The organism is Microbacterium xanthum (genome assembly GCF_034531355.1).
Lineage (GTDB): Bacteria > Actinomycetota > Actinomycetes > Actinomycetales > Microbacteriaceae > Microbacterium > Microbacterium xanthum.
The window spans coordinates 541,184-564,339 of sequence record NZ_JAWHUE010000001.1; the positions used below are offsets into that span (position 1 = coordinate 541,184).

The 23,156-nt window shown below is 69.9% G+C and carries 19 protein-coding genes and 1 pseudogene; 13 read left to right on the top strand and 7 right to left on the bottom strand.

The window, feature by feature from the left end:
* The first annotated feature begins 58 nt into the window (after positions 1-58).
* Positions 59-439 (top strand): thioredoxin, encoded by a 381-nt coding sequence (gene trxA, locus RZO50_RS02625; RefSeq protein ID WP_322598143.1) that lies wholly within the window; start codon positions 59-61, stop codon positions 437-439.
* Between the two features lie 32 nt (positions 440-471).
* Here trxA and RZO50_RS02630 read toward each other — a convergent pair whose 3' ends face one another.
* From RZO50_RS02630 to RZO50_RS02640, 3 genes are read right to left on the bottom strand one after another with little or no spacing between them, the layout of a single operon-like run.
* On the bottom strand, positions 472-1,203 hold the full coding sequence (locus RZO50_RS02630) for a VIT1/CCC1 transporter family protein (RefSeq protein ID WP_322598144.1): 732 nt from the start codon (positions 1,201-1,203) through the stop codon (positions 472-474).
* Between the two features lie 37 nt (positions 1,204-1,240).
* Positions 1,241-2,452, bottom strand: a complete 1,212-nt coding sequence (locus tag RZO50_RS02635) for an RNA polymerase sigma factor (RefSeq protein WP_322598145.1) — start codon at positions 2,450-2,452, stop codon at positions 1,241-1,243.
* A 2-nt stretch (positions 2,453-2,454) separates the two neighbouring features.
* Positions 2,455-2,817: a YciI family protein gene (locus RZO50_RS02640; protein ID WP_322598146.1), complete on the bottom strand. Its 363-nt coding sequence runs from the start codon at positions 2,815-2,817 to the stop codon at positions 2,455-2,457.
* Between the two features lie 162 nt (positions 2,818-2,979).
* Here RZO50_RS02640 and RZO50_RS02645 point away from each other — a divergent pair, with 162 nt between their 5' ends.
* The 3 genes from RZO50_RS02645 to RZO50_RS02655 all read left to right on the top strand — a co-directional run bounded on the left by RZO50_RS02645 (position 2,980) and on the right by RZO50_RS02655 (position 5,791).
* On the top strand, positions 2,980-3,594 hold the full coding sequence (locus RZO50_RS02645; RefSeq protein WP_322598147.1) for a hypothetical protein: 615 nt from the start codon (positions 2,980-2,982) through the stop codon (positions 3,592-3,594).
* 74 nt (positions 3,595-3,668) lie between these two features.
* Positions 3,669-4,406 (top strand): hypothetical protein, encoded by a 738-nt coding sequence (locus tag RZO50_RS02650; protein WP_322598148.1) that lies wholly within the window; start codon positions 3,669-3,671, stop codon positions 4,404-4,406.
* A gap of 56 nt (positions 4,407-4,462) precedes the next feature.
* On the top strand, positions 4,463-5,791 hold the full coding sequence (locus RZO50_RS02655; protein WP_322598149.1) for an MFS transporter: 1,329 nt from the start codon (positions 4,463-4,465) through the stop codon (positions 5,789-5,791).
* Between the two features lie 1,347 nt (positions 5,792-7,138).
* Here the strand turns inward: RZO50_RS02655 and RZO50_RS02660 are convergent.
* The 3 genes and pseudogenes from RZO50_RS02660 to RZO50_RS02670 all read right to left on the bottom strand — a co-directional run.
* A pseudogene (locus tag RZO50_RS02660) lies at positions 7,139-7,762 on the bottom strand (FAD/NAD(P)-binding protein); the annotation flags it as partial.
* Positions 7,759-8,796: a lactonase family protein gene (locus tag RZO50_RS02665; RefSeq protein WP_322598150.1), complete on the bottom strand. Its 1,038-nt coding sequence runs from the start codon at positions 8,794-8,796 to the stop codon at positions 7,759-7,761. The pseudogene RZO50_RS02660 and the gene RZO50_RS02665, both read right to left, overlap by 4 nt.
* Complete coding sequence (locus RZO50_RS02670; RefSeq protein WP_322598151.1) at positions 8,793-9,785, bottom strand: Gfo/Idh/MocA family protein; 993 nt, start codon at positions 9,783-9,785, stop codon at positions 8,793-8,795. The genes RZO50_RS02665 and RZO50_RS02670 overlap by 4 nt, the downstream gene beginning before the upstream one ends.
* 204 nt (positions 9,786-9,989) lie before the next feature.
* Here RZO50_RS02670 and RZO50_RS02675 point away from each other — a divergent pair, with 204 nt between their 5' ends.
* The 4 genes from RZO50_RS02675 (at position 9,990) to RZO50_RS02690 (ending at position 15,394) form a co-directional block, all read left to right on the top strand.
* Positions 9,990-10,814, top strand: a complete 825-nt coding sequence (locus RZO50_RS02675) for a pyruvate, water dikinase regulatory protein (protein WP_322598152.1) — start codon at positions 9,990-9,992, stop codon at positions 10,812-10,814.
* Positions 10,815-10,833: 19 nt separating this feature from the next.
* Positions 10,834-13,224 carry a phosphoenolpyruvate synthase gene (gene ppsA, locus RZO50_RS02680; RefSeq protein WP_322598153.1) on the top strand — a complete coding sequence of 797 codons (2,391 nt, stop codon included), beginning with the start codon at positions 10,834-10,836 and terminating at the stop codon, positions 13,222-13,224.
* A 77-nt stretch (positions 13,225-13,301) separates the two neighbouring features.
* Complete coding sequence (locus tag RZO50_RS02685; RefSeq protein WP_322598154.1) at positions 13,302-14,285, top strand: phosphodiester glycosidase family protein; 984 nt, start codon at positions 13,302-13,304, stop codon at positions 14,283-14,285.
* Between the two features lie 5 nt (positions 14,286-14,290).
* Positions 14,291-15,394, top strand: a complete 1,104-nt coding sequence (locus RZO50_RS02690; protein WP_322598155.1) for a bifunctional glycosyltransferase family 2/GtrA family protein — start codon at positions 14,291-14,293, stop codon at positions 15,392-15,394.
* A 1-nt stretch (position 15,395) separates the two neighbouring features.
* Here RZO50_RS02690 and RZO50_RS02695 read toward each other — a convergent pair whose 3' ends face one another.
* Positions 15,396-17,993, bottom strand: a complete 2,598-nt coding sequence (locus RZO50_RS02695) for a hybrid sensor histidine kinase/response regulator (protein ID WP_322598156.1) — start codon at positions 17,991-17,993, stop codon at positions 15,396-15,398.
* Positions 17,994-18,082: 89 nt separating this feature from the next.
* Here RZO50_RS02695 and RZO50_RS02700 point away from each other — a divergent pair, with 89 nt between their 5' ends.
* The 5 genes from RZO50_RS02700 to RZO50_RS02720 are packed head-to-tail and all read left to right on the top strand — an operon-like array spanning position 18,083 to position 23,115.
* Entirely contained in the window at positions 18,083-19,306 is a 1,224-nt protein-coding gene (locus RZO50_RS02700; RefSeq protein WP_322598157.1) for a glycosyltransferase, read from the top strand.
* Positions 19,303-20,583 carry an oligosaccharide flippase family protein gene (locus tag RZO50_RS02705; protein WP_322598158.1) on the top strand — a complete coding sequence of 427 codons (1,281 nt, stop codon included), beginning with the start codon at positions 19,303-19,305 and terminating at the stop codon, positions 20,581-20,583. The genes RZO50_RS02700 and RZO50_RS02705 overlap by 4 nt, the downstream gene beginning before the upstream one ends.
* Complete coding sequence (locus RZO50_RS02710; protein ID WP_322598159.1) at positions 20,580-21,389, top strand: dolichyl-phosphate beta-glucosyltransferase; 810 nt, start codon at positions 20,580-20,582, stop codon at positions 21,387-21,389. Before RZO50_RS02705 ends, RZO50_RS02710 begins: the two co-directional genes overlap by 4 nt.
* Positions 21,386-21,706: an STAS domain-containing protein gene (locus RZO50_RS02715; RefSeq protein ID WP_322598160.1), complete on the top strand. Its 321-nt coding sequence runs from the start codon at positions 21,386-21,388 to the stop codon at positions 21,704-21,706. Before RZO50_RS02710 ends, RZO50_RS02715 begins: the two co-directional genes overlap by 4 nt.
* A complete protein-coding gene (locus RZO50_RS02720; protein WP_322598161.1) occupies positions 21,706-23,115 on the top strand; it encodes a PP2C family protein-serine/threonine phosphatase in 1,410 nt (469 codons plus the stop codon). The genes RZO50_RS02715 and RZO50_RS02720 overlap by 1 nt, the downstream gene beginning before the upstream one ends.
* Positions 23,116-23,156 lie beyond the last annotated feature (41 nt).

The window sequence follows — 23,156 nt, forward strand, 5'->3', positions numbered from 1 at the left end:
CCGGGGCCCGCGTACGCTGAGGAAGAGAAGCCCGCAACCGACAGAGAGGCGGCTTCCCATGGCCACGCAGACCGTCACGATGGACTCCTTCCGCGAGACCATCGCCGACAACGACATCGTCCTGCTCGACTTCTGGGCCGAGTGGTGCGGACCGTGCCGCTCGTTCGCCCCGGTGTTCGAGAAGGCGTCGGAGGACCACGCCGACGTCGTCTTCGGCAAGATCGACACGGAAGACCAGCGCGAGCTCGCCGGTGGGTTCGGCATCACCTCGATCCCCACGCTCGCCGCGTTCCGCGAAGGCATCCTCGTCTTCTCGCAGCCCGGCGCCCTTCCCGCCCCCGCTCTCGAGCAGGTGATCACCGCGGTGAAGGGACTGGACATGGACGACGTGCGCAAGCAGATCGCCGAGCAGCAAGCCGCAGGCGACGCGCAGGACTGACACCGGGCCGGGTGGCGCGCACCCGCCCCCGATCAGCCGATCGTGGTACCGAAGAGCGAGCCGACGAGGAACGTCGCGACCAGCGCGAGCGTCCCGCCGACGAGGGTGCGCACGACGGCCTTCCACCGCCTCGCCCCTCCGATCCACGCGGCGAGGTAGCCGGTCACCGCGAGCGCCATCAGGACGGCGGCGAAGGTGAAGGCGATCCGCTCGGGGTGAGGGGTCAGCAGCATCGTCGCCAGCGGCAGAAGGGCGCCGACGGTGAAGGCGACGGCAGACGCGAGGGCCGCATACCAGGGGCTCACCACGTCGTCGCGGTCGATGTTCAGCTCGGCCGCGAGATGCGCGCCGAGCGCATCCTTCGCCGTGAGCTCTTCCGCGACCTTCTCGGCCGTCTCCCGACTGAGCCCCTGCGCCTGATAGAGCCCGGTCAGCTCTTCGAGCTCCGCGGCCGGGTCGTCCGCGAGTTCCCGCCGCTCCTTCTCGATCAGCGCGTGCTCGGTGTCTCGCTGCGAGGCGACGGAGACGTACTCGCCGAGCGCCATCGAGATCGCCCCGCCGACGAGGGCGGCGGTGCCGGCCAGCAGCACCGGAAGACTCTCGCTCGTGGCCCCCGCGACGCCGACGACGACCGCGGCCGTCGAGACGATGCCGTCGTTGGCGCCGAGCACACCCGCGCGGAGCCCGTTCAGCCGCTGGGCGAGCCCGGCACGGTGGGGCTCGTCGGGGTGCGAGGAGGAGAGAGCGTCGGATGCGGCGTCCACGCGCGACAGAGTAGCGCGTAACGCCGAACCGCCGAGATCACGCCGATTTCTCTGCGGCGACCCGGGCGATCGCGCGGCGTTCCGTGTCGTTCTCGCACAGCGCCAGCGCACGGTCGAAGGCAAAGCGGGCCGCGACACGGTCGCCGGTCGCGGCGAGCATGTCGGCACGTGCGAGATGGAAGTAGTGGTAGCCGTCGAGGTCGGTGGCCAGCGGTGCGAGCAGCGCGAGACCGGCCTCCGGCCCCTCCTCGAGCGATGCCGCGACCGCTTCGTTCAGGGTGACCACCGCAGACGGCTCGATCCGGCCGAGCACAGCGTAGAGGCGCCGGATCGTGGACCAGTCGGTGTCCTCGAAACGCGGCGAGGAGGCGTGCGCACCGGCGATCGCCGCTTGCAGCTGGTACGACCCGACACGTCGCAGCCGCAGGGCGCGACCGAGCAGGCGACGCCCCTCCGCGATGCTGGCCGCGTCCCATGTCGAGCGGTCCTGGTCACGGAGGAGCACGACATCGCCGGCGTCGTCGAGGCGCGCGGGACGACGGGCGTCGGTGTAGGCCAGCAGAGCGGCCAACCCCCACGTCTCGGGCTCGTCGGGGAGCATCTCGCACAGGGTCGCGGCCAGCCACCGGGCCTCGTCGCACAAGTCACCGCGGACCAGCTCGCCGCTCGGCGCGGCATGACCCTGCGTGTAGATCACGTAGACGACCTTCAGGACCTCGTAGAGCGATCCGGCCAGGTGCGCGCGATCAGGCACCTCGAACGGTACCCGGCTGGCCGCGATCTTCTTCTTCGCCCGCACCAGCCGCTTGGCCATGGTCTGCTCGGGAACGAGAAACGACCGGGCGATCGACGCGGTCGGGATTCCCACGACATATCGGAGAGTGAGGGCGACGCGTGCCGGTTCGTCGAGCGCGCGGTGACAGCACCCGAAGACCATCGCGAGCAGGTCATCAGAGATCGACCCGCGTTCGCGTTGCGGAAGCTCCAGGGCCGCGCGCACCGCGTCTTCGCGCTGCGCCCACCGGACGTCGCGGCGCGCCTGGTCGATCGCCCATCGCCGCGCGACCGTCAGCAGCCATGCGCCGGGCACGTCGGGTGCACCGTCGCGATGCCATCGCTCGGTCGCGGCGGCGAACGCATGCTGAGCGGCGTCCTCGGCCAGGTCGAGGTCGCCGAGATCGGCGCGCAGCGTGGCCACCAGCCGCGGCCATTGCGCACCGAAGATCTCGGCGACCCCGGACTCTGACATGACTACTGCTGCATGTCCGAGACGTCGAGGACCGGGCGGATCTCGACCGCGCCGTACCCGACGTTCGGGATCTTCTCCGCGTAGGAGATCGCCTCGTCGAGATCGGCGACCTCCAGCACGTAGAAGCCGCCGAGGTGCTCCTTCGTCTCGGCGTAGGGGCCGTCGGTGAGCACGGTGCGTCCCTCTCGCACCCGGACGGTGGTGGCGGTGGACTGCGGGTGGAGCGCCTCACCGGCGACGAAGACGCCGGCATCCTTGACCATCTGGTCGAAGGCGAACCACTCGCCCATCTCTGCGGCGAACTCGGGGCTGTCCTGAGCGGGGCCGGCACCGGGCTCGTCGGCGAGGAGAAGAAGGTATTGCATGGCATCGTCCTTTCGGTCCGGGAGCCGCCGGTCGCGGCCCCTCACTGAAGCGACGAACAACAGTCGACCAGATGGACACCTCGACCGCACGGGTTTTCCGTGGATCCCGTCCTCCCCCGTGTCATGGACCGGTCTCCCAGCATCACCCGGTGGACTGGAGGAGTGCCCCCCTCCCGACGCCGACGACGCCGACAGCGCCACTCGCGTCGGCGGATCGTCGGCGTCCAGGTCGGGACGACCGTGGCGCTGGCGGGGCTCTTCGGCGTGTGGGGATTGGTGGTCGGCGCGGACGTCTCCTCCGAAGAAGCCGTTGTCTGCACGTCCCCCGGGGTGATCGGCGAGACCGCGGTCGCCGGCTACTCGGGCGACCAGCTCGCCCACGCGTTGACCATCATGTCCGCCGGCGCCGACGCCGGGTTCGGGCGGGACGGCCAGCGCCTGGGTGTCATGGCCGCCATGGGGGAATCGGGACTGCGCAACATCGACTACGGCGACTGGGAGACCTCGGGCGTGACGAACCCGGACGGCTCCCGCACGTCGTCGATCGGGCTGTTCCAACAGCAGGACTGGTGGGGCAGCGTCGAGGAGCGCATGGACCCCGACCGCGCCGCCGCGCTCTTCTTCGCGCGACTGGCCACCATCGAGCGATGGCAGGAGATGCCCGCCTCCCGCGCCATCCACGCCGTGCAGATCAACGCGGATCCCGAGCACTACGCGCGATGGGCCGACGCGGCGACTGCCGTGACCGACGCCCTGTCGACACACTGCCTGGACTGAACGGCGCTCCGGGCGACTCTTCCGGCCGTCGTACCGATCCCGGATACTGAGGGTCGACACTCAGGGAGGTCACCGTGTCCACCGTCGTGAGCTGGATCCTCATCGCCGCCCCCTCGATCATCGCGCTCGGGCTCGCGTTCCGCGCGTGGAGACGCGCTCACGCCGACCTGCCCGGCGGTGATGCCGTGGTGACCACGACGATGTTCGCCGCCTCGGGTGCGGCCGGGTGGTTCGTCTCACTGTCGCTCCTCAGCGCCCTCGGTCCCGCGCTGGATCCCGGCGCAGTGCGTGTGGCGATCAACCTCGACCCCCTCGGTCAGACCTTCTTCGGCGTCAGCTCCGGCACCGCGTATGTCGGCGGCATTGCTCGGATCGATGTGCTCGCGGGCCTGGGTGCCGCACCGACCGTGCTCGCGACGCTGAGCGCCACCGTCGGGTACCTGCCGCTCGCCGCTGTCGCGGCGCTCGTGGCCGTTTCCGCCCACGCGATGCTGGTCGAGGCGCCGACCCGGCCTGCGGTGAGCCGCGTGGCCTACACCGCCGCCGCCGCGTGCCTGGTGTTCGGGACCCTGCAGCAGGCGTTCGGCAATCTGGCGTCGTATCTCGCGATCGAGGAGATCGACGGCGTCGGAGCGCTTCCCACGATCGGAGACCGCGGCTTCGACGGAGTGCGGTTCCACGAGCTGATCTCGAACCCGTGGCCGCTGGGAGCGGCCGTGGCGCTGATGACCGCGGGCCTGCTCGTCCAGCGCATGGCGGCACGACGATCCGCACCGTCACAAGACCTCGGCTCGACCCGGGCGAGGAGCTGAGAAAGTAGGATTTATTCGCCCGCGGACGCGGGCATCCCTTCGTCGACGGGCACTCTGTGACATCCAGCTCCGCTCTCCACGCGCCGGGCTGGCGTACCTGGTCGGTGTGGATCGTCGGCGTGGCCGCTTACGTCGTGGCGATCACCAATCGCACCTCGCTCTCCTCCGTCGGCGTGGACGCCGCGATCCGATTCGACGCCGATGCGTCGGCGCTGTCGATGTTCGCGGTGATCCAACTGGCGGTCTACGGTTCGTTGCAGGTGCCGGTGGGCATCGTGCTGGACCGACTCGGAGCCCGCCCCGTGATCGCGGCGGGAATGGTGCTGATGGCGACCGGGCAGCTCGTGATGGCTTTCGCCGATGCCGTCGGGATCGGCATCCTCGCCCGCGTCCTGATCGGCGCAGGCGACGCGGCGGTGTTTCCGAGCGTGCTGCGGGTGATCGCGACCTGGTTCCCCGCGCAGCGGTCCCCGCTCCTGGTTCAGCTGACGGGAATCATCGGTCAGCTCGGGCAGATCATCGCCGTCGTCCCGCTGGCGGCCCTGCTGCACGCCACATCGTGGAGCGTCGCCTTCGGAAGCCTCGCAGGGCTGACCGTGCTGTTCGCGGTGCTGACCTTCGCGATCATCCGCAACCGCCCGCCGGAGAGACGCGACGACGCGCTCGACACCTCCGTCGACACCGACACGGGGGCGATCCGCGTCGTGCGTTCGGCGGCGGACCTTCGGGAAGGCTTCCGCGAGTCCTGGTCTCACCCCGCGACACGGCTCGGGTTCTGGTCGCACTTCACCACCCCGTTCGCCGGCACGGCGTTCGTGCTGCTGTGGGGATACCCGTTCCTGACCGCCGGCCAGGGCCTCAGCCCCGCAGTGGCCGCGAGCCTCATGACGATCCTGGTCCTGGCGGGGATCGTGTTCGGGCCGATCCTCGGCGCCCTCTCGAGCCGCCACCCCACGCGCCGGTCGAGGTGGCTCGTCCTTCCGACCGTCGTCTTCCAAGCGCTCGCGTGGCTCGCCGTCATCCTCTGGCCCGGCACCGCACCGGTCTGGCTGCTGGTCGTGCTCGTGGTCGCGTTGGCCAGCGGCGGGCCCGCCTCGATGATCGCCTTCGACCATGCCCGCACGTTCAACCCGTCGCATCGTCTCAGCACTGCCACCGGCATCGTCAACGGCGGCGGGTTCCTCGCCGCGCTCATCGCGATCCTCATGATCGGCGTGTCGATGGACCTGCAGGGGGCCGGCACGCCGGACACCTACTCACTCGACGCGTTCCGCATCGCCTTCCTCACCCAGGTGCCGCTGTGGATCATCGGGTCCTGGGGCATCGTCCGGGAGCGGAGCCGCACGATCCGCCACATCGGCGGCCCCGGCAACCTGCCCCGCTAGGCCCGCGACGCGCAGCGCGCTGGCGGCGATCCGGTCGGTCTCGCGCAGCAGAGAGGAGTCGGTTCCGGGCATCGGGCTGATGAGCATGTCGTGCCGGACGGGATCCAGGGGGATGCCCGCCAGGTGCAACGCCGGATCGACACTCCCGTCCGCCCGGATGACACGGCCCGAGTCGGGGTCGATGTCGATCCCCGGTGTCGCCACCGGGTCTCCGGAGCGATCGCGAACCCGGAAGGGCCGCAGTCGCCCGGCATCCCGCAACGAGCGCATGAGAGGGTCGGCCGTCCGCGCGAGATCGTGCGGCGTCGTCCGCGCGTCGATCTCCGCCGTGACCACCACCTCGGAGCCGCGGACGGCCGCCGAGCGCACCACCACCCGGCCGGCCTCGACGACCGGGGCGGCGTCGGGCCCGACCATGCGCACGATCCCCGCGTCCATGAGCGCGAGCAACTGACGGATGCGGAACGCGGGCGGTCCGGACCCGAACATGCCGCCGGCAGCATGGAGCAGGGCGAACCCGGATTCGCGCGACTCGGCGTCGTACCCGCCCATCGTGCCGATCGCGCCGGCGGCCTTGCGCGCGGAGGCCAGGGACCACAACCCGGACTTGAGCGGGCTCGCCGCGCCACGCTCCGCCTCGCGGAGATCATCCAGCACCGCCTGACGCACGAAGGCCTCGTAGTGGTCGGGCGCGGCGAAGGCCTCGGAGACCGGGCGGAGCGCGCGGTCGAGGTCGAATCGGTCCGCCGGCCGCGCGACGAACGGTTTCATCGCCTGCGCCAGCGCCGCCGGATCGCCGTCCGTGCGGTCGAGGACCCGCGCGATTCCGCCCGCGTCGAGCGACACCGCGTCGGGGCGCAGCCGGGCGAGGGTGGAGTAGTAGGCCTCGAATGCGTCTCGCAGGATCAGCGGCCACACCTCCGCATCGAAGTCGATCGGCCGCGGAACACGATCCCAGTCGACCGCCCGCAAGCGCCGGTGGTCGGCTCTCGGCGGGAGACCCCCGTACAGCGACTTCGCCCGGAACGGCACGCCTCGTCGCGAGCTCGCGTGCAGGACCGGTTCCGCACCGGAGGCGATGTAGCGAAGACCTCCCGCCGCGGCCGGGTCCTCGACGAACCGCCCGCCCCGACCCCGGGTCATGAGCGCCATCACATCGAAGAACCCCATGCCGAGCCCGCGGACGAACACCGCCTCGCCGGGGGCGATGTCGGACAGGTTCTGGTCGATCGGATTGCCCGGCGGCACCCGTCGCGTTCGCGAAGCCGTGACCGCCTCGCCGCGCGCGGGCTCCGCCCCGACGAAACGGCCCGTCGCCGGCATGTTGAGCAGCCATCCGGGCGCGATCACGACCGCATCCACCTCGAGGGACCGATCGTCCTCGAACGCCAGCCGTTCGCCCGCGCCGGACGAGGCGACCCCCACCACGCGGCCCACATGTCCGGTGACGCGGACACCGGGAGGAAGCGCGCGGACCGCGCGCCCCAGGAACCAGCGGATGTATTCGCCGTACAGCGCCCGGGACGGATGCGCGTGAGGCTCGATGTGCGCGATCTCGGCGGCGAAGTCGGAGACGAGACCTGTGCGAACCGGTTCCTGATCGAACGCAGCCCGATGGTCGGTCGCCACAGCCAACGCGCGCGCCGCCGTGTCGGCATCCGGGCGCTGTGCATGGCGGGCGAGCACCGCCCATTCGTACAGCGTGGGCCCGGCCACCACGGGCCCGTCCATGGTCACCGAGTCGTCGGTGAAGAGCGTCACCGCGTCGGCGAGGGTGTTCATACACATCTCGCGCGACTGATCCGTCCGCCAGACGCGCCCCGCGCCGACCTCGGCGTCGTCGATGAGGTGGATGTCGAGAGCGTGCGGCCCGTCTCCGATGAGGCGCACCCCGATGCGCTCGAGCACGGAGACTCCCCGCGGCCCCCCGCCGATCACAGCGATCGACGGCCGCCTCTCCGGCTGCGTCACCGTCGAGCGGGCAGGAAGCGGACCCAGTTTGCGCCGCGCCCCGTCTCGACCTGCTGGAGCAGCTCCAGCCGCGGGCCGTCGACGGCGTAGAGCGACACCGTGGTGCTCTGCTCGCCGGCCGCGATCAGGTAACGCCCGTCGGCGCTCAGGGCGAACCCGCGCGGTTGCGGTTCGGTCGGCGTGAAGTTCGCCGCCGGGCGAAGCGACCCGTCATCGGCCACAGGGACCGCGGCGAGACTGCTCGTGGAGCGCTCCGACGCCCAGAGGAACTCTTCGCCCGTCCCCCAGTGCAGGTCCGCTCCCCACAGGGCGGGGTCGACCTTGGGGTCCTTTCCGAAAACCCCCAGCGGCAGGCCGACGGCGACATCGTGGGCCGCCGCCGCGGCGTCGAAGGCGAGCGTGCCCTCTCGCGGGTCTCGGTGGAGTCGGACCACCTCGGCGCTGAACTCGGTCAGCACGTACACCGAATCCCCCGCCGCATTGAGCACGAGATGGCGAGGCCCCGTCCCCGCCGGGAAAGCGACCGTCGGCGGGTCCAGCGGCACGAGCGCGGGCTGGTCGGCGATCGCGTACTGCGCGACGAGATCGTCGCCGAGCGAGACGAAGTAGGCGAACCGACCGGAGTCGTCCGGCAGCACCGAGTGGAGGTTCGCGAACGCGATCTCCGAGACCGGATGACTCACCTCGCCGTCCGTGATCGTGCTCAGGATCCCGTACCCGCCGCCGTAGGAGGCACCCAGGAGCACCCCACCGTCACGGGCCAGCGCCAGATAGTTCATGCCGCCGCGCGGCAGGTCGCGGCGCGAGACCTCCTCCAGGCGGCCGCGTGTGCGATCCAACGACAGCGTGACGATACCCGCCGGTTCGCCCTTGACGGCGGCGTAGACGAGGTCGCGGGCCCCGTCGACGGCGAAATTCGAGCACCTGGCGAGGCCCTCGGTGACCGAGATCCGCTCGAGGGACTCCCCCGCGAACGCGAACAGCGAGAGGGAATCTTCGCCGGCATTGGCGACGAGCACGAGGGCGTCGGTCATCGGTCGTCCTGTTCTGTCGGGATGAGCCCCGCGGAGCGTCGCGCAGCGGTGGCGACGGCGAGCACGGTCTGACTGTGGTCAAGCAGACGGTCCCGCGCGTCCGTGTCGTGGCGGGCGATCATGTCGACGAAGACGCGGAACTCCTCCACCATGCGGTGCGGGTGCACCGACAGGTCGCGCATTCGGATCTCTTCGCCGCGGCGCTGAGACGCCACCGACGGCACCGCATTGGGGGCCCCGTCCACGGCGATCCACCCCTCCGTCCCCTGGATCTTCGACCGGATGGGCCCGTCGGAGTCCTTCGCGCACACGCATACCGCCGTCCGGTCGCCGTAGTCCAGCACGAGCACGCCGGAGGTGTCGACGCCGCCTTCGACGTTCGGGGTGTAGCGCACACCCTCCGGCATCCCGAGGAGTCCGACGACGAAGTGGATCGTGTAGATGCCGATGTCCAGCAGCGCCCCGCCACCCTGGGCCGGGTCGAAGGCCGGGATCACCTCGCCGGCGCGGAAGCGGTCGAAGCGCGAGGAGAACTGCGAGTAGTCGCACTGGATCACCCGGATCTCCCCCACCTGATCGAGATGGTCCTGGATCCAGCGGTAGTTCGCGAGGTGGATCGTGCTGATCGCCTCCACGAGGATCAGGTCCCGATCCTCCGCCAGGGCGCGCAGGTCGCGCAGCTCCTGCTCGTCGAGCACGAAGGGCTTCTCGCACACGACGTGCTTGCCGGCGGCGAGCGCGCGCCGCGCGTACGACGCGTGCAGAGAGTTGGGAACGGCGATCCAGACCGTGTCGATGTCGGCGTCGGCGAGGCACTCGTCGAGGTCGGTGTAGACACGCTCGATCCCGAAGCGGCCCTGGAGCTCCTCCAGCCGTTGCACCGAGCCCGGTCGACCGCAGATCGCGACCAGCTCGAGTCCGTCGACGTCCGAAGCGTGTGGGAGGAAGTCGCGGACGATCATCCCGGAGCCGAGCACGGCGAGTCTCATCGGGGCGGTACCTCCGGTCGCGTTTCGGTACCCGTGGGCCCGACGGGCGTGTTCATCGTACGTGCCGGGGATTTCCGTCGCACGGGGGCGCCACGGACGAGAGATCTACGCAGACGTCAATTTGCTACTTTCTTTCTGCTCCTCTACCCGATAATTAGGTGTTGTTTACCCCATAACGTGGTTCATCACGACGAGGGGGAATCGATGGATCACGCATCCGCGCAGCTGCGCTCGGCCTTCTTCGTGTCCGACAGCACGGGGATCACCGCCGAAACGCTCGGCAGCGCACTCCTCGCGAACTTCCCCGGACATCGATTCGTGCGTCAGACCGTTCCCTTCGTCGACACCGCCGAGGGTGCGCGGGCCGTGGCGGAGGACATCACACGCGCCGCGGCCTCCGGACCGACTCCGCTCGTGTTCACCACGGTGAAGCGCCCGGATGTGAAAGCCGTCCTGGCGGCCTCCGCCGGCCACGTCATCGATCTGCTCGGTGGGCACCTCACCGAGGTCGAAGAGGCTCTCGGCGCAACAGCATCGGAGCAGCTGGGGCAGTACCACGGCCTGGGCGACACCGAGCGGTACTTCGCACGTATGCGCGCCGTCGAGTATGCGATCGAGCACGATGACGGGCAAAGCGCTCGCGCGCTCGATATCGCTCACGTCATCCTGGTCGCGCCGTCACGGTGCGGCAAGACCCCGACCACCATGTACCTGGCCCTCCATCACGGCATCCTCGTGGCGAACTACCCCCTCACCGATGACGACTTCCCCACCGAAGACCTCCCGCCGATGGTGGCCCCTCACCGAGCCCGCTGCTTCGGGCTGACCACCACGGCGCGCCGCCTCAGCCAGGTCCGACACGAGCGGCGGCCCGAGTCGCGGTACGCGAGCTTGGCGCAGTGCACCTCGGAACTGCGTCGCGCCGAAGACCTGTACCGCCGCACCGGCGTCCCTTTCACCAACTCCGCGGTCAAGAGCGTCGAGGAGATGTCCGCCGTCATCATGCAGTCCATGAAGCTGCCCGGATGACCTGTCGAAGGAGCAAGAAGTGACCAACATCGCCTGGTTCGAGAGCCTCGGAATGGACGACGTCGCCGTCGTCGGAGGCAAGAACGCGTCGCTCGGTGAGATGATCTCCCACCTGTCGGGGCTCGGGGTCCGCGTGCCCGGCGGATTCGCGACCACCGCCGACGCCTACCGGTCCTTCCTGCGGCACGACGGACTCGAACGCCGCATCCGCGACGCCGTCCAGGACCTCGACACCGATGACGTCGTGGCACTGGCCCGCGTCGGATCGGCTGTGCGGGGTTGGATCGAATCGCAACCCTTCCCCGCCGACCTCGAGCGCGACGTTCGCGACGCGTACGACGACCTCGTCGCCCGGGACGCCGACCCGGAGGCGGTGACGTGGGCGGTGCGCTCCAGCGCCACGGCGGAGGACCTCCCGGAAGCGTCGTTCGCCGGTCAGCAGGAGACCTTCCTCAACGTCGGCGGAATCGACAACGTTCTGCAGGCGATCCGCGCCGTCTTCGCCTCGCTCTACAACGACCGCGCCATCGCCTACCGCGTGCACCACGGATTCGAGGACGTCGACGTCGCCCTCTCCGCCGGGGTCCAGCGCATGGTCCGGTCAGACATCGGCACCGCCGGAGTGATGTTCACACTCGACACCGAATCCGGCTTCGACGGCGCCGTCTTCATCACCAGCGCATACGGTCTCGGCGAGGGCGTGGTCCAGGGCGCCGTCAACCCCGACGAGTTCTACGTGTCGAAAACGGCCCTGCAGGCGGGGAGACCGGCGATCCTCAAGCGCTCGGTGGGAGAGAAGGCGATCGCCATGCGATACACCCGGGGACGCCAGGCCGGAGCGAGCACCGACTTCTTCGACGTCGACGAGGACGATCGCATCCGCCTCTCCCTCACCGATGCCGAGGTCGAGGAACTGGGGCGCATCGCCATGACGATCGAAGCCCACTACGGGCGCCCGATGGACATCGAGTGGGGACGCGACGGCGTCGACGGTCTGCTGTACGTGCTCCAGGCGCGCCCGGAGACGGTCGCTTCACGGGTCGAAGGCGGAACCACCCGCCGGTATGTCCTGCATGAGCGCGGAGCGATCCTCGTCAGCGGGCGCGCGATCGGCCAGCGTATCGGCGCAGGCCCGGTGCGCGTCCTCGACGACGTGTCGCAGATGGCGCAGTTCCAGGAGGGCGAGGTCCTCGTCGCCGATATGACCGACCCCGATTGGGAGCCGATCATGAAGCGAGCCGCGGCGATCGTCACCAATCGAGGCGGGCGCACCTGCCATGCCGCGATCATCGCGCGCGAACTGGGCATCCCCGCGATCGTGGGCACCGGCGATGCGACGAAGATCCTCACGGACGGGAGGGAGGTCACGGTCTCGTGTGCCGAGAGCGACACCGGCGAGGTCTTCGACGGCATCCTCCGTTTCGAGGAAGAGGTCACCGAGCTCGCGACGATGCCGACGGCGCCGGTGAAGATCATGATGAATGTCGGCACCCCCGACCAGGCGTTCTCCTTCTCGCGTCTGCCCCACGCCGGCGTCGGGCTGGCCCGGCTGGAGTTCATCATCAACCGCCAGGTGGGCATCCACCCGCGCGCCTTGCTCGAGCCGGAGGCCTTGCCCGAAGACATCGCGTCGGAGGTCGCGCGACGCACCGTGACCGCCGAGACGCCGAAGGACTTCTTCATCCGCCGCGTCGCCGAAGGGGTCTCGACCATCGCGGCGGCGTTCGCCCCCGAACCGGTCATCGTCCGTCTCAGCGACTTCAAGTCGAACGAGTACGCCAATCTTTACGCGGGCGATCTGTTCGAGCCGGAGGAGGAGAACCCCATGATCGGGTACCGCGGAGCCTCTCGGTACCTCTCGGCGGACTTCCGCGCGTGCTTCGACATGGAGTGCGAGGCGCTGCGGTTCGTGCGCGACGAGATGGGTTTCGACAACGTCAAGCTCATGGTCCCGTTCGTCCGGACCGTCGCCGAAGCCGAGGGCGTCATCGAGCTTCTCGCCGAGAACGGGCTCGTCCGCGGAGAGAACGGACTCGAGGTCGTCATGATGTGCGAGCTCCCCAGCAATGCCGTCCTCGCCGACGACTTCCTCGCGCATTTCGACGGGTTCTCCATCGGGTCCAACGACATGACCCAGCTCACACTCGGGCTGGACCGCGATTCATCCCTGGTCGCCGGCACCTTCGACGAACGCGACCCGGCGGTGCTGCGGATGCTCAGCCTCGCGATCGAGGCGTGCCGACGCCACGGCAAGTATGTCGGCATCTGCGGGCAGGGCCCGTCGGATCACCCCGACTTCGCCGCGTGGCTCGTCGACCAGGGGATCGAGTCGGTGTCGCTGAATCCAGACACGGTCGTCGACACCTGGCTCGCGCTGTCGCGCGGCGCGTCTGCCACGGCGACGCCATAGGCGACACATAGACCCCCATAGCCGCGTGTCAGCCGGTGCCGGGTCTTCGGATAGACCCGGCACGTATCTCTGGATGCATGGAAAGCCCGACCCGCCGCCACCGCCGCATCCGCCGCCGGAACGTCATCCTCGCGTCGGCGCTGACGACCACTCTCACCCTGTCCGGAGCTGCGGCGTGGGCCGCGGACCGGTATCTCGTCGAGCACGTCGAGATCGACGACGTCGCAGCCTACGAGGCCGAGAACTCCCCGGTCACGGCGGACGACACCGACACCGACACCGACACCGACACCGACACCGAATCGGAGTCGATCCTCACCGACACGACGTTCTCCGACGGGGAGACCGCCGTGGAGATCTCCACGGTCGTGGAAGGGTCGGGCGACGCGACGGTGACCTACTACGTCGCCGATGTGACCCTCGGCGACGCCACCGCGCTTCGCAGCGCATTCGCCGACAACAGCTTCGGCCAGAACATCACCGATCTCACCAGCTCGATCGCCGAAGACAACGGGGCCGTGTTCGCCGTCAACGGCGACTACTACGGGTTCCGCGACACCGGAATCGTCATCAGGAACGGTGTCGTCTACCGCGACGAGCCGGCCCGCACCGGCCTCGTCTTCTTCAGCGATGGCACTGTCGAGGTCTACGACGAGACCGCCACGAGCGCCGACGAACTGGTCGCGGCGGGCGCGTGGAACACCGTCAGCTTCGGTCCGGCGATCGTTGAGGACGGCGACATCGTCGAGGGGATCGAAGACGTCGAGATCGACACAAACTTCGGCAACCACTCGATCCAGGGCGACCAGCCGCGCACCGCTGTCGGCGTCATCGATGAGAACCACCTGGTGTTCGTGGTGGTCGACGGACGTCAGACCGGCTACAGCGAGGGGGTGACCCTCACCGAGCTGGCCGACATCTTCGTCGACCTCGGTGCGACGACGGCCTACAACCTCGACGGTGGCGGCTCGTCGACGATGTACTTCGCCGGCGACCTCGTCAACAGCCCGTCCAACGGCGGCGAGCGCGCCACCAGCGACATCTTCTACATCGCGGGGTGATCGGCGTGTACGTTCTGATCCCGGCTCTCGAGCCCGGCCCCCGCCTGCCCCGGCTGGTCGACGAACTCCTCTCGGTGGATCCCGACCTGGACGTCCTCGTGATCGACGACGGAAGCGGCCCGGGATACGACGACCTCTTCTCCGTCGTCGAGGATGCCGGAGCGCGGGTCCTCCGGCATCCGCACAACCGCGGGAAGGGGGCGGCGCTGAAGACGGGGTTCGCCGAAATCGCACGGTGGGCCCCGGAAGCCGATGTCGTGACCGCCGACGCCGACGGACAGCACCGTGTCGACGACATCCTCGAGGTCGGTCGCGCCCTCCGGGTCGATGCAGCCGCCGGCACCTCCGCACTCATTCTCGGATGCCGCGACTTCGGAGGGGACGTCCCGTTGCGCAGCAGGGTGGGCAACGCCGTGTCGCGAGGCGTCTTCCGCCTCACGGCAGGGTGGTCTCTCAGCGACACCCAGACCGGCCTGCGCGGATTGCCGGCGGCGCTGCTGCCCTGGGCGCTGTCACTTCCGGGCGACCGCTTCGAGTACGAACAGAACATGCTCTTGCGCAGCCGCAGTGCCGGTGTGCTCGCGCGTGAGATCCCGATCGAGACGGTCTATCTCGAGCAGAACGCGTCGAGTCACTTCCGCCCACTCGTCGATTCGATCCGCGTGATGCTCCCGGTGGCGCTGTTCGCCGGATCCTCGCTCCTGGCCTTCTTCCTCGACACCGCGCTTCTGCTGCTCCTGTCTGCGACGACCGGCTCTCTGGTGGTGTCCATCGTCGCGGCGAGGATCGTCAGCGCATCGGTGAACTTCTTCGTCAATCGGAGGCTGGTGTTCCACCGGCGCGGACGCGGGCGAGGTCGGGAGGCGATGCGGTACGGGGTGTTGGCCGTGGTCTTGTTGGCCTCGAACATCGTCTGGATGGACGCCCTCACCGGGGTGGGGATCCCGTTGCTGGCTGCCAAGCTGATCACCGAAGCGGTGCTGTTCCTCACCAGCTACGGGGTGCAGCGCTCGGTCGTGTTCCGGCGCAGCGCCACGGCGGCGGCGCCGGCCCCGGCCGGCGCCTCGCGCTCGGCAGCGGTCGAGACCGTCGCCGCGGGTCGCGGATGACTCAGCCGCGCAGCTCGGCGAGCGCCGCGGTCGCTCGCGCAGTCTCGGCCTCGAAGCGGTCCGCCTGGTCGGCGGGGATCGCCGACCCTTCGCGCACGGCCGTCTCGAACGTGACGACGAGACGGGCGAGGTCCAGCAGACCGAGGGATCCGGAACTGCCGACGAGCTTGTGCAGCAGGCCCGCGAAGTCCTCCGCGTCCATGCGCCCGGCGAGCCCCTCTCGCGCCTGCGCGCATTGGCCCTCGAACTTCTCGATGAGCGCTGCGAGACGTTCGGGGGGGAACTCCTCGAGCATCTCGCGGTACTCGGGGTCGATGACGGGGGTCGGCTCGGATGCCACGTGGTCCTCCTCGATCAGGGGCGGGTTCGGATGCGGATCGTCGGCGGTCGGTGTCGGAGTCGGCCCGGCGTGCCGGGTCCCTTCGGCGACGCGCTCGAGCGCGGCTGAGAGATCGTGTATGCGGAAGGGCTTGCCGACGACACCGTCAGCGCCGGCCTCGCCCGCGGCGCGGAGCACGTCGTCGTCGACGCTCGCGGTGAGCGCGATGATGGGCACGTCCCGGTGGGGAGGCGGCAGGGCCCGCACGCGACGGGTCGCTTCGATCCCGTCCATCCCGGGCATGTGCACGTCCATGAGGATCACATCCCACACGTTTCGTTCTGCGGCCGAGAGCGCGGCGGCTCCGTCGTGTACGACGGTGACCTCGTGCCCGAGCTTCTGGAGGACGAGCGTGGCGGTCTTCCGGTTGATCTCGTTGTCGTCCGCCAGGAGAACGCGCAAGCCGGACGCGCGCTCGGCCGTCTCGGCAGCCCGCGCGCGGTGACCGTCGCCGGGCTCGACATCAGCCGACCCCGGCGGCTCGGGGATCTCCGCCCGCTCGACGGGAAGGGTGAGTGTGAACTCGGACCCCACCCCGACCTCGCTCTCCACGGTGATCTCGCCGCCCATCGCGTCGGAGAGCGCCTTGCTGATGGCCAGTCCCAGGCCGGTCCCGCCGTACAGACGTGTGGTCGAGGAGTTCACCTGACTGAAAGAACGGAAAAGGCGGTCGCGGCGATCCTCGGGAATGCCGATGCCCGTATCGCGCACGGCGATGGCCACCGCGTCCGGGCCGACGGTGCACGCTTCGACGGTGACCGAACCTTCCGACGTGAACTTCACGGCGTTCGCCACGAGGTTCACGATGATCTGGCTCACGCGCGTCTGGTCGCCGAGGACTCCCTCGGGCACCGCTGCGTCGATGTTGCAACGCAACTGGACGTTCTTGTCGGCGGCGGCGTAGCCCAGCAGCGCGACGGCGTACTCGATGGTTGCGGGCAGGTGGAAGGGCCTCCGCTCCAAGACGAGCCCGCCGGATTCGATCTTCGAGAAGTCGAGGATGTCGTTCACGAGCTCCAGCAGCATGTCTCCGCTGCGACGCACCGTCTCGACGTAGTCCCGCTGGGCGCGGTCCAGGTCGGTCGCCAGGAGCAGGCCGGTCATCGCGACGACGGCGTTCATCGGGGTGCGGATCTCGTGACTCATGGTCGCGAGGTAGGCGGCCTTGGCGTCGGCGGCGGCTCTCGTCTCGCGGTTCGCGACCTCGAGCTTGGCATTCATGTCGACCGTCTGGCGGCGCAGCGCATTGAGGATCTGCACCGTCACGAGGAACCGCGCCGCCCCGAGCAGCAGCGCGACCGTCGCGCAGAGCACCGCCACCGGCGGAACCGGCACCAGTGCCGCCACGACGACCACGAGCAGCGCGGCGAACAGGAACCCGTACGGAAGCCAGGTCACCACGGGCGATCGCGGGGCTCCGGCGGGCGCGGGCCGCGAGGCCCACACACCCCACGCGATGAGGAGGACCGCGATCGGCCACACCGCGTACACGAACCCTTCGGCCCCGACGAGGGAGACACGCGGGGCGCCCGGCGGGGGCGTCATCCCCTCGCCCGCCGGGGGTGCCGGCACCGCAGTCGGTGACGCGTCGATCAGCGCGCCGAGGACCGTGGCGGCCGCGACGAGCGCGATTCCGCTCCCGACGAGCCAGAAGGCCCGCGTGGGGGCACGCCCGAGAGCCGTCAGCGCGCCGACCATCGCCCCCAGGGCGAGCAGGGGGCCGCTGACCTCGGCGAGGACCATCAGATCGTCGGCGCGGATGCCGGGGAACGGCCGCAGCACGATCAGGGCGCTGACCGCCGCCAACCCGAAGGCGGCGATCAAGGCGTCGAGGATCAGGGAAAGCGGACGACGCGACGTGCGCCTGCGCGCGAGGCTCGCGGCTCCGGCGATGAACAGCACGACGAAGGCCGCACCGAGCAGCGCCCGGAGCGCATCGAGCGCGGGGTCGTGCAGGAGCGCGAGCCCCCTGCCGGCGACGAGCGCCGCGACCGCCGCCGCCACCAGCCACCACGTCGGGCCCTCGCGAATCCCCCGCGCCGCCCGAATCACCATGAGGCCGACCGCCCCGACCTCCACGACACCGAAGGTGACGAGGCCGACCGTCGGGAGATCGGGGAGAAGCAACATGGCGACGAGACCGATGGTCCACAGGGCGCCGAGCGCGAAAAACGTCGCCGCGACCGGGCGCGGCATCCGTTCGAACTCCCGGCGAGCCACGTGACCTCCGTCGACCCTCTCGACGAGTCGCCTGACGACAACCCTGATGATTCGCATAGTATCGGCCGAAGACGAAGGAGGCGGGGCCGATGTCGAAGCGGAACGAGCGCGCACAACCGGGCTCGACGGACGCCGCGTCGCTCCGGATCGGATTCGTCACCGCCTTCCCGCCCGGGCAGAACAGCCTGAACGAGTACGGCTTCCACTTCGTGTCGCACCTGTCACGGCACGAGGCCGTCGAGGAGGTCGTCCTCTTCGCCGACGAGACCCCGTCGGGCCCGCCGACCGATCTGCCGGGGGTGAGGCCGGTCGTGGCGTGGCGGTTCAACGCCCTGTCGAACCTCGTCCGCCTCGGTCGCGCGGTACGGCGTGAGAAGCCCGACGCCGTGCTGTTCAACCTTCAATTCGCGACGTTCGGCGATACGAAGGTCGCCGGCGGACTCGGGCTGCTCGCGCCGGCGCTCACCCGCTTGCTGCGCACGCCGACGGGCATCATCCTCCACAACCTCGCCGACAACGTCGACATGCAGGATGCCGGCTTCGCCGGGTCGGCGGTCATGGCGAGGGTGATGAGGACCGCCGGGCGCATCCTCACGCGTGTGCTTCTGCTGGCCGACTACGTCGCGCTCACGATCCCGCGATACGTCGAGTTCGTCCGTTCGTCGTACAAGGCGCGGAATGTGCTGCTGTCTCCCCACGGCAGCTTCGAGGAGATCGCGGTGCCGTCCTTCGACGTGCCGGAGGGCCCGCGCACCATCCTCGCGTTCGGCAAGTGGGGAACGTACAAGACGGTCGATGTTCTCATCGAGGCCTACCGGATGCTGCGCGAGCGCGGCGGCGACGACCTGCGTCTGGTGATCGCCGGCACCGACAGCCCGAACGCGAAGGGGTACCTCGCCTCGGTCGCGGAGGCCAACGGTGACCTCGAGGGGTTGGAGTTCACCGGCTACGTCGCCGAGGAGGACGTCGCGCGCATCTTCGGCGAGGCGGCGGTGGTGGCCTTCCCCTACACGTCGACCACCGGCAGCTCGGGCGTGCTCCACCAGGCCGGCGAGTACGGCCGCGCGGCGGTGCTCCCCCGCATCGGCGACCTCGTCGACATCATCGAAGAGGAGGGGTTCGCCGGCGAGTACTTCGAACCGGACGACGCCGCCGGGCTCGCGGAGGCGCTGTCGGCGGTCCTCGATGACGAGGATCGCCGTGAGGCCCTCGGCCGGCAGAACTTCGCCGCCGCCACCGGCATCCCGATGTCGGAAGTCGTGCACTGGCACGTGATCCACCTGCGCCGCCTGCTCGACGCGAGGCGCCGATGAACCCAGCGGAGCCCCGACGGGACGGCACCCGGGCGATCATCTCGGGCGCCGGCATGCTGTCGGTGGCGATGCTGCTGGCCAACATCGGCAACTACGCGCTGAACATCTTCCTCGGGCGCGTCCTGACGCCCGCGGAGTTCTCCGACGCCAACCTCATGGTCACGCTCATGCTCACGGCCACCGCCGTCGCGCTGGGCCTCGAGATGGTCACCGCCCGCTACACCAGCGTCGCCGAAGCCGGCGGCAATCCGGGCGCGGCCGACCTCGTCGCGAGGCGCCTGCGATGGTGGACCGGCGGCGCCGGCGTCGTGGCGGCGGTCGCGCTCATCGCCCCGGCACCGCTGTGGTCCGATCTGTTCCAGACGGCGTCTGCGTGGCCGTTCGTCGTCCTCGGCCTCGGCCTGCCGTTCTACCTCCAACAGGCCATCGGCCGCGGTGTCATGCAGGGCCGCCTGCGGTTCGGTCTGCTGGCGAGCACCTTCGTGATCGAGATGGTCACCCGTCTGAGCGTGGCGATCGCGCTCGTCGCGGCGGGCTGGGGTGTGGTCGGCGCCACGATCGGCCTGTCGGCGTCTTTCATCGTGACGTGGGTCTCGGTGACCGTGCTGGCGCGCGCGAGCGGCGAACGTGCGGACCCGGCGATCCCGATGTCGGAGGTCGGCCGCTACGGCGCGTTCGTCTCGGTGCTGCTGGCGGCGCAGATGATCGCCAACAACAGCGATGTCCTCGTCTCCAAGGCGGTCCTCGCCCCGGACGACGCCGGCACCTACGCCGCGGTGGCTCTGGTCGGGCGGGCCGTGTTCTACCTGGCCTGGTCGGTCGCCACGGTCGTCTTCCCGGTCGTCGCGCGGCGGCACGCGGGCGGCGACGATTCGGGCGGGATCCTCCGCGGCAGCATTCTCGTGATCTCGGCAATGGGCGGGCTGTGCGCGCTGGGCGCACTGTGGCTCGGCGGCCCCGTCCTCGGGATCGTCATCGGTCCGGCCTACGCCGACCTTTCGGTCCCGCTCGCCGCATACGCGCTCGCCACGACCCTCTTCGCGGTGGCGAACCTGGTCGCGAGCGTCGCCTTGTCCACGGGGGTCCTCCGGCCGTCCGTCTTCGTCCTGGGCGGCGCCCTCGCCCAGCTGATGCTGCTGCTGATCTGGCACGACGACATCGCCCAGCTGATCCTGGTGCAGATCATCGCCATGTCCGCGCTCGTGGCGGCGATGGCGATCGACGCCGCCGTCCGCCGACCGACATCCGCCCGACACGACGAGGGAGCCGCCGCGTGACCGAGCCGCTCGACCGCTATCAGGCATACAAGGCCTGGGTGAACACGCCGATCGAGACCGCACCGGAGGTGTCTGTGGTCATCCCCGCCTACAACGAGGAGATCCGGATCCTGCCCACCATCGGTGCGATCGCGACGCACATGAGCGCGAGCGGGCGTCCGTGGGAGCTCATCGTCGCCGACGACGGTTCGACCGACGGCACGGCGCAGCTGGTCGCCGATCTCGGCTTCGCGAACCTCCGCGTCCTCGTCGCTGAACGCAACGGCGGCAAGGGAAGTGCGGTCCGGCGCGGGATGCTCGCGGCGCGCGGCGAGGTCATCCTCTTCGCCGATGCCGATCAATCCACACCCATCGAGCAGTTCGAGAAGCTCGAAGCGAAACTCGCGGAGGGTTTCGACGTCGTCGTCGGATCGCGCAAGGCCGAGGGCGCCGACGTGCGTCACAAGAGCACCCTGCGCCGCCTCCTCAGCTGGGGGCTGCACACCCTCGTGCGTGTCGTCTTCGGAATCGCCGTGCTCGACACCCAGTGCGGGTTCAAGCTGTTCACGCGCGATGCCGCCCGCGACCTGTTCCAGATGCAGCGGGTCGACGGATTCTCCTTCGACCTGGAAGTGCTCTACCTCGCGGGCACGCATCATCTCCGCGTCGCCGAGGTCCCGGTCGAGTGGATCGACGCTCCCGGGTCGACGGTGAGCGCGATCAAAGTGAGCCTTGCTTTCCTGGGCGACCTCGTCGCGATCAAATGGAGGGATCTGCGCGGTCAGTACGCCACCGCCCGGCGCAGGGACGAAGGAGGAGAACGGTGAGGATCAAGACCGATGCGGTGAAAGGCTCGGCGTCGGTCGAGCTGGCGGGGAGATTCGATGCCAACGAGGTGGACGGATTCCGCGCCGCCGTCGCCGGCCTCGTCACGGGCGCCGGCACCCTGACCATCGACCTCGAACAGGTCGTGTTCATCGATTCGACCGCCCTGGCGGAGCTGATCCGGCTGAACAAGGCGGCCACGCAGGCCGGTGGGACGCTGGTGCTCTCGCGTCCGTCGCCGCCGGTGCGGGTGATCCTCGAGATCACCCATCTGGACATGGTGTTCACGATCGCCCCGGGTGCGGGTGACGACGGATGATGACCCCCGACGAGCAGAGCAGACAGGTCTCCCGGTGGTTGCGCGCCCCCGCAGACGCGTCGCCCGACGCCGAGATCGATCTCGGACCGCTGGCGGACTTCGCCGATCTGGCATCGGCCGACCCCGCCCTGCTGAAGAGCATCGAGACCGCATCGAAGGCGTATCGGCGCCAGTTCGCGCAGATCCGCGCACTCAGCGAAGCGCAGGTGCAGTCCCAGGAGCGCCTGGCGGCCATCGGCGAGCTCACCGACCTCGTCGTCGCCGTCCTCGACACACCGACGACGATCGACGACATGCTCGAGACCGCGCGCACACTCACCGATTCCGACATGACCCTGCTGGCCACCGCCCCCGGGGTGCTCGACGGAGCCGTGCGGTTCCGCGGCGGAGCCGGGCAACTCGACGACGCCGCGTGGCAGCGGGTGCGCGGGCGCGCCCACGGGCAGGACGACGGCGAGCTCGCGGTCCACGAAGGCAGCCGCGTGGTGACCACCGCGCTGTCGACGCGCGGTGCCGGCGCGACGCGCCTGGGGGCGATGGGCTTCGCGCGTGTCGCGGGCGAGCCGTACTCCACCGCCGACCTGCAGCTCATCGACACCGTCTCGGCGATGCTGGAGCTCGGGCTCACCCTGCACGTCATCCACGCGGCGTCGGTCCGTCGTGCGGCGCTCGAACACGAGCACCGGATCGCCTCGCAGATCGCACAGGCGACGCTGGCGACACCCCCGGCGACGGTGCCCGGGCTGGACACCGTGGCCCGCAGTGTTCCGGCGCATGTCTCCGGCGGCGACTTCCATGTCGCGGTGGCGGCGAAGGAGGTCCTGTGGTTCGCCGCGGGAGACGTGTCCGGCAAGGGGCTGCCGGCCGCGATCGTGATGTCGCGGATCGTCAGCACCCTGCGGGCCGCGTTCGCCGGTGGCTCCGTCGACGATCTGTCCGCGGTGTGGACCCGTCTCGAAGACGACCTGTTCGACTATCTCGAGCAGCTCGGGATGTTCGCCACGATCGCGTTCGGGTACGCATCGACGGCGGATCGCACCGTCGTGGTCTGCAATGCGGGCCATTCGCCCGTGATCGAAGTGGGCGCACAGGCCAGCGCCGTGCCGGCGACCGCTCCCCCGCTCGGCGTCCTGCGCGGGCGCGCACCGGAACCGCAGCGCATCGACCTCGCCGGCGGCTCCGCCCTCGTCCTGGCCTCCGACGGCCTCGCCGAACAGGAGGATCCGTCGGGCGAGCTGTTCGGGTACGACCGGTTCGGTGCGATGTGCGTGGAGCTGGCGGACCTGCCGGCGCAGACGATGGTCGAGCGCATGCTCACCCGCGTGGAGGAGTTCACGGCCGGCGCCGCGCGCTCCGACGATCAGACCGTCTTCGTGATCCGGGCGGAGACCGTCGATGAACGCGGATGAGCTCCACTACGATCGGGAATCCGGACAGCGACCGCGGCGGT

Coding starts and splice junctions, on each gene's coding strand:
- trxA (WP_322598143.1), top strand. CDS start 59: ATGGCCACGCAGACCGTCACGATGGACTCCTTCCGCGAGACCATCGCC.
- RZO50_RS02635 (WP_322598145.1), bottom strand. CDS start 2,452: ATGTCAGAGTCCGGGGTCGCCGAGATCTTCGGTGCGCAATGGCCGCGG.
- RZO50_RS02640 (WP_322598146.1), bottom strand. CDS start 2,817: ATGCAATACCTTCTTCTCCTCGCCGACGAGCCCGGTGCCGGCCCCGCT.
- RZO50_RS02665 (WP_322598150.1), bottom strand. CDS start 8,796: ATGACCGACGCCCTCGTGCTCGTCGCCAATGCCGGCGAAGATTCCCTC.
- RZO50_RS02670 (WP_322598151.1), bottom strand. CDS start 9,785: ATGAGACTCGCCGTGCTCGGCTCCGGGATGATCGTCCGCGACTTCCTC.
- RZO50_RS02675 (WP_322598152.1), top strand. CDS start 9,990: ATGGATCACGCATCCGCGCAGCTGCGCTCGGCCTTCTTCGTGTCCGAC.
- RZO50_RS02685 (WP_322598154.1), top strand. CDS start 13,302: ATGGAAAGCCCGACCCGCCGCCACCGCCGCATCCGCCGCCGGAACGTC.
- RZO50_RS02700 (WP_322598157.1), top strand. CDS start 18,083: ATGTCGAAGCGGAACGAGCGCGCACAACCGGGCTCGACGGACGCCGCG.
- RZO50_RS02705 (WP_322598158.1), top strand. CDS start 19,303: ATGAACCCAGCGGAGCCCCGACGGGACGGCACCCGGGCGATCATCTCG.
- RZO50_RS02720 (WP_322598161.1), top strand. CDS start 21,706: ATGACCCCCGACGAGCAGAGCAGACAGGTCTCCCGGTGGTTGCGCGCC.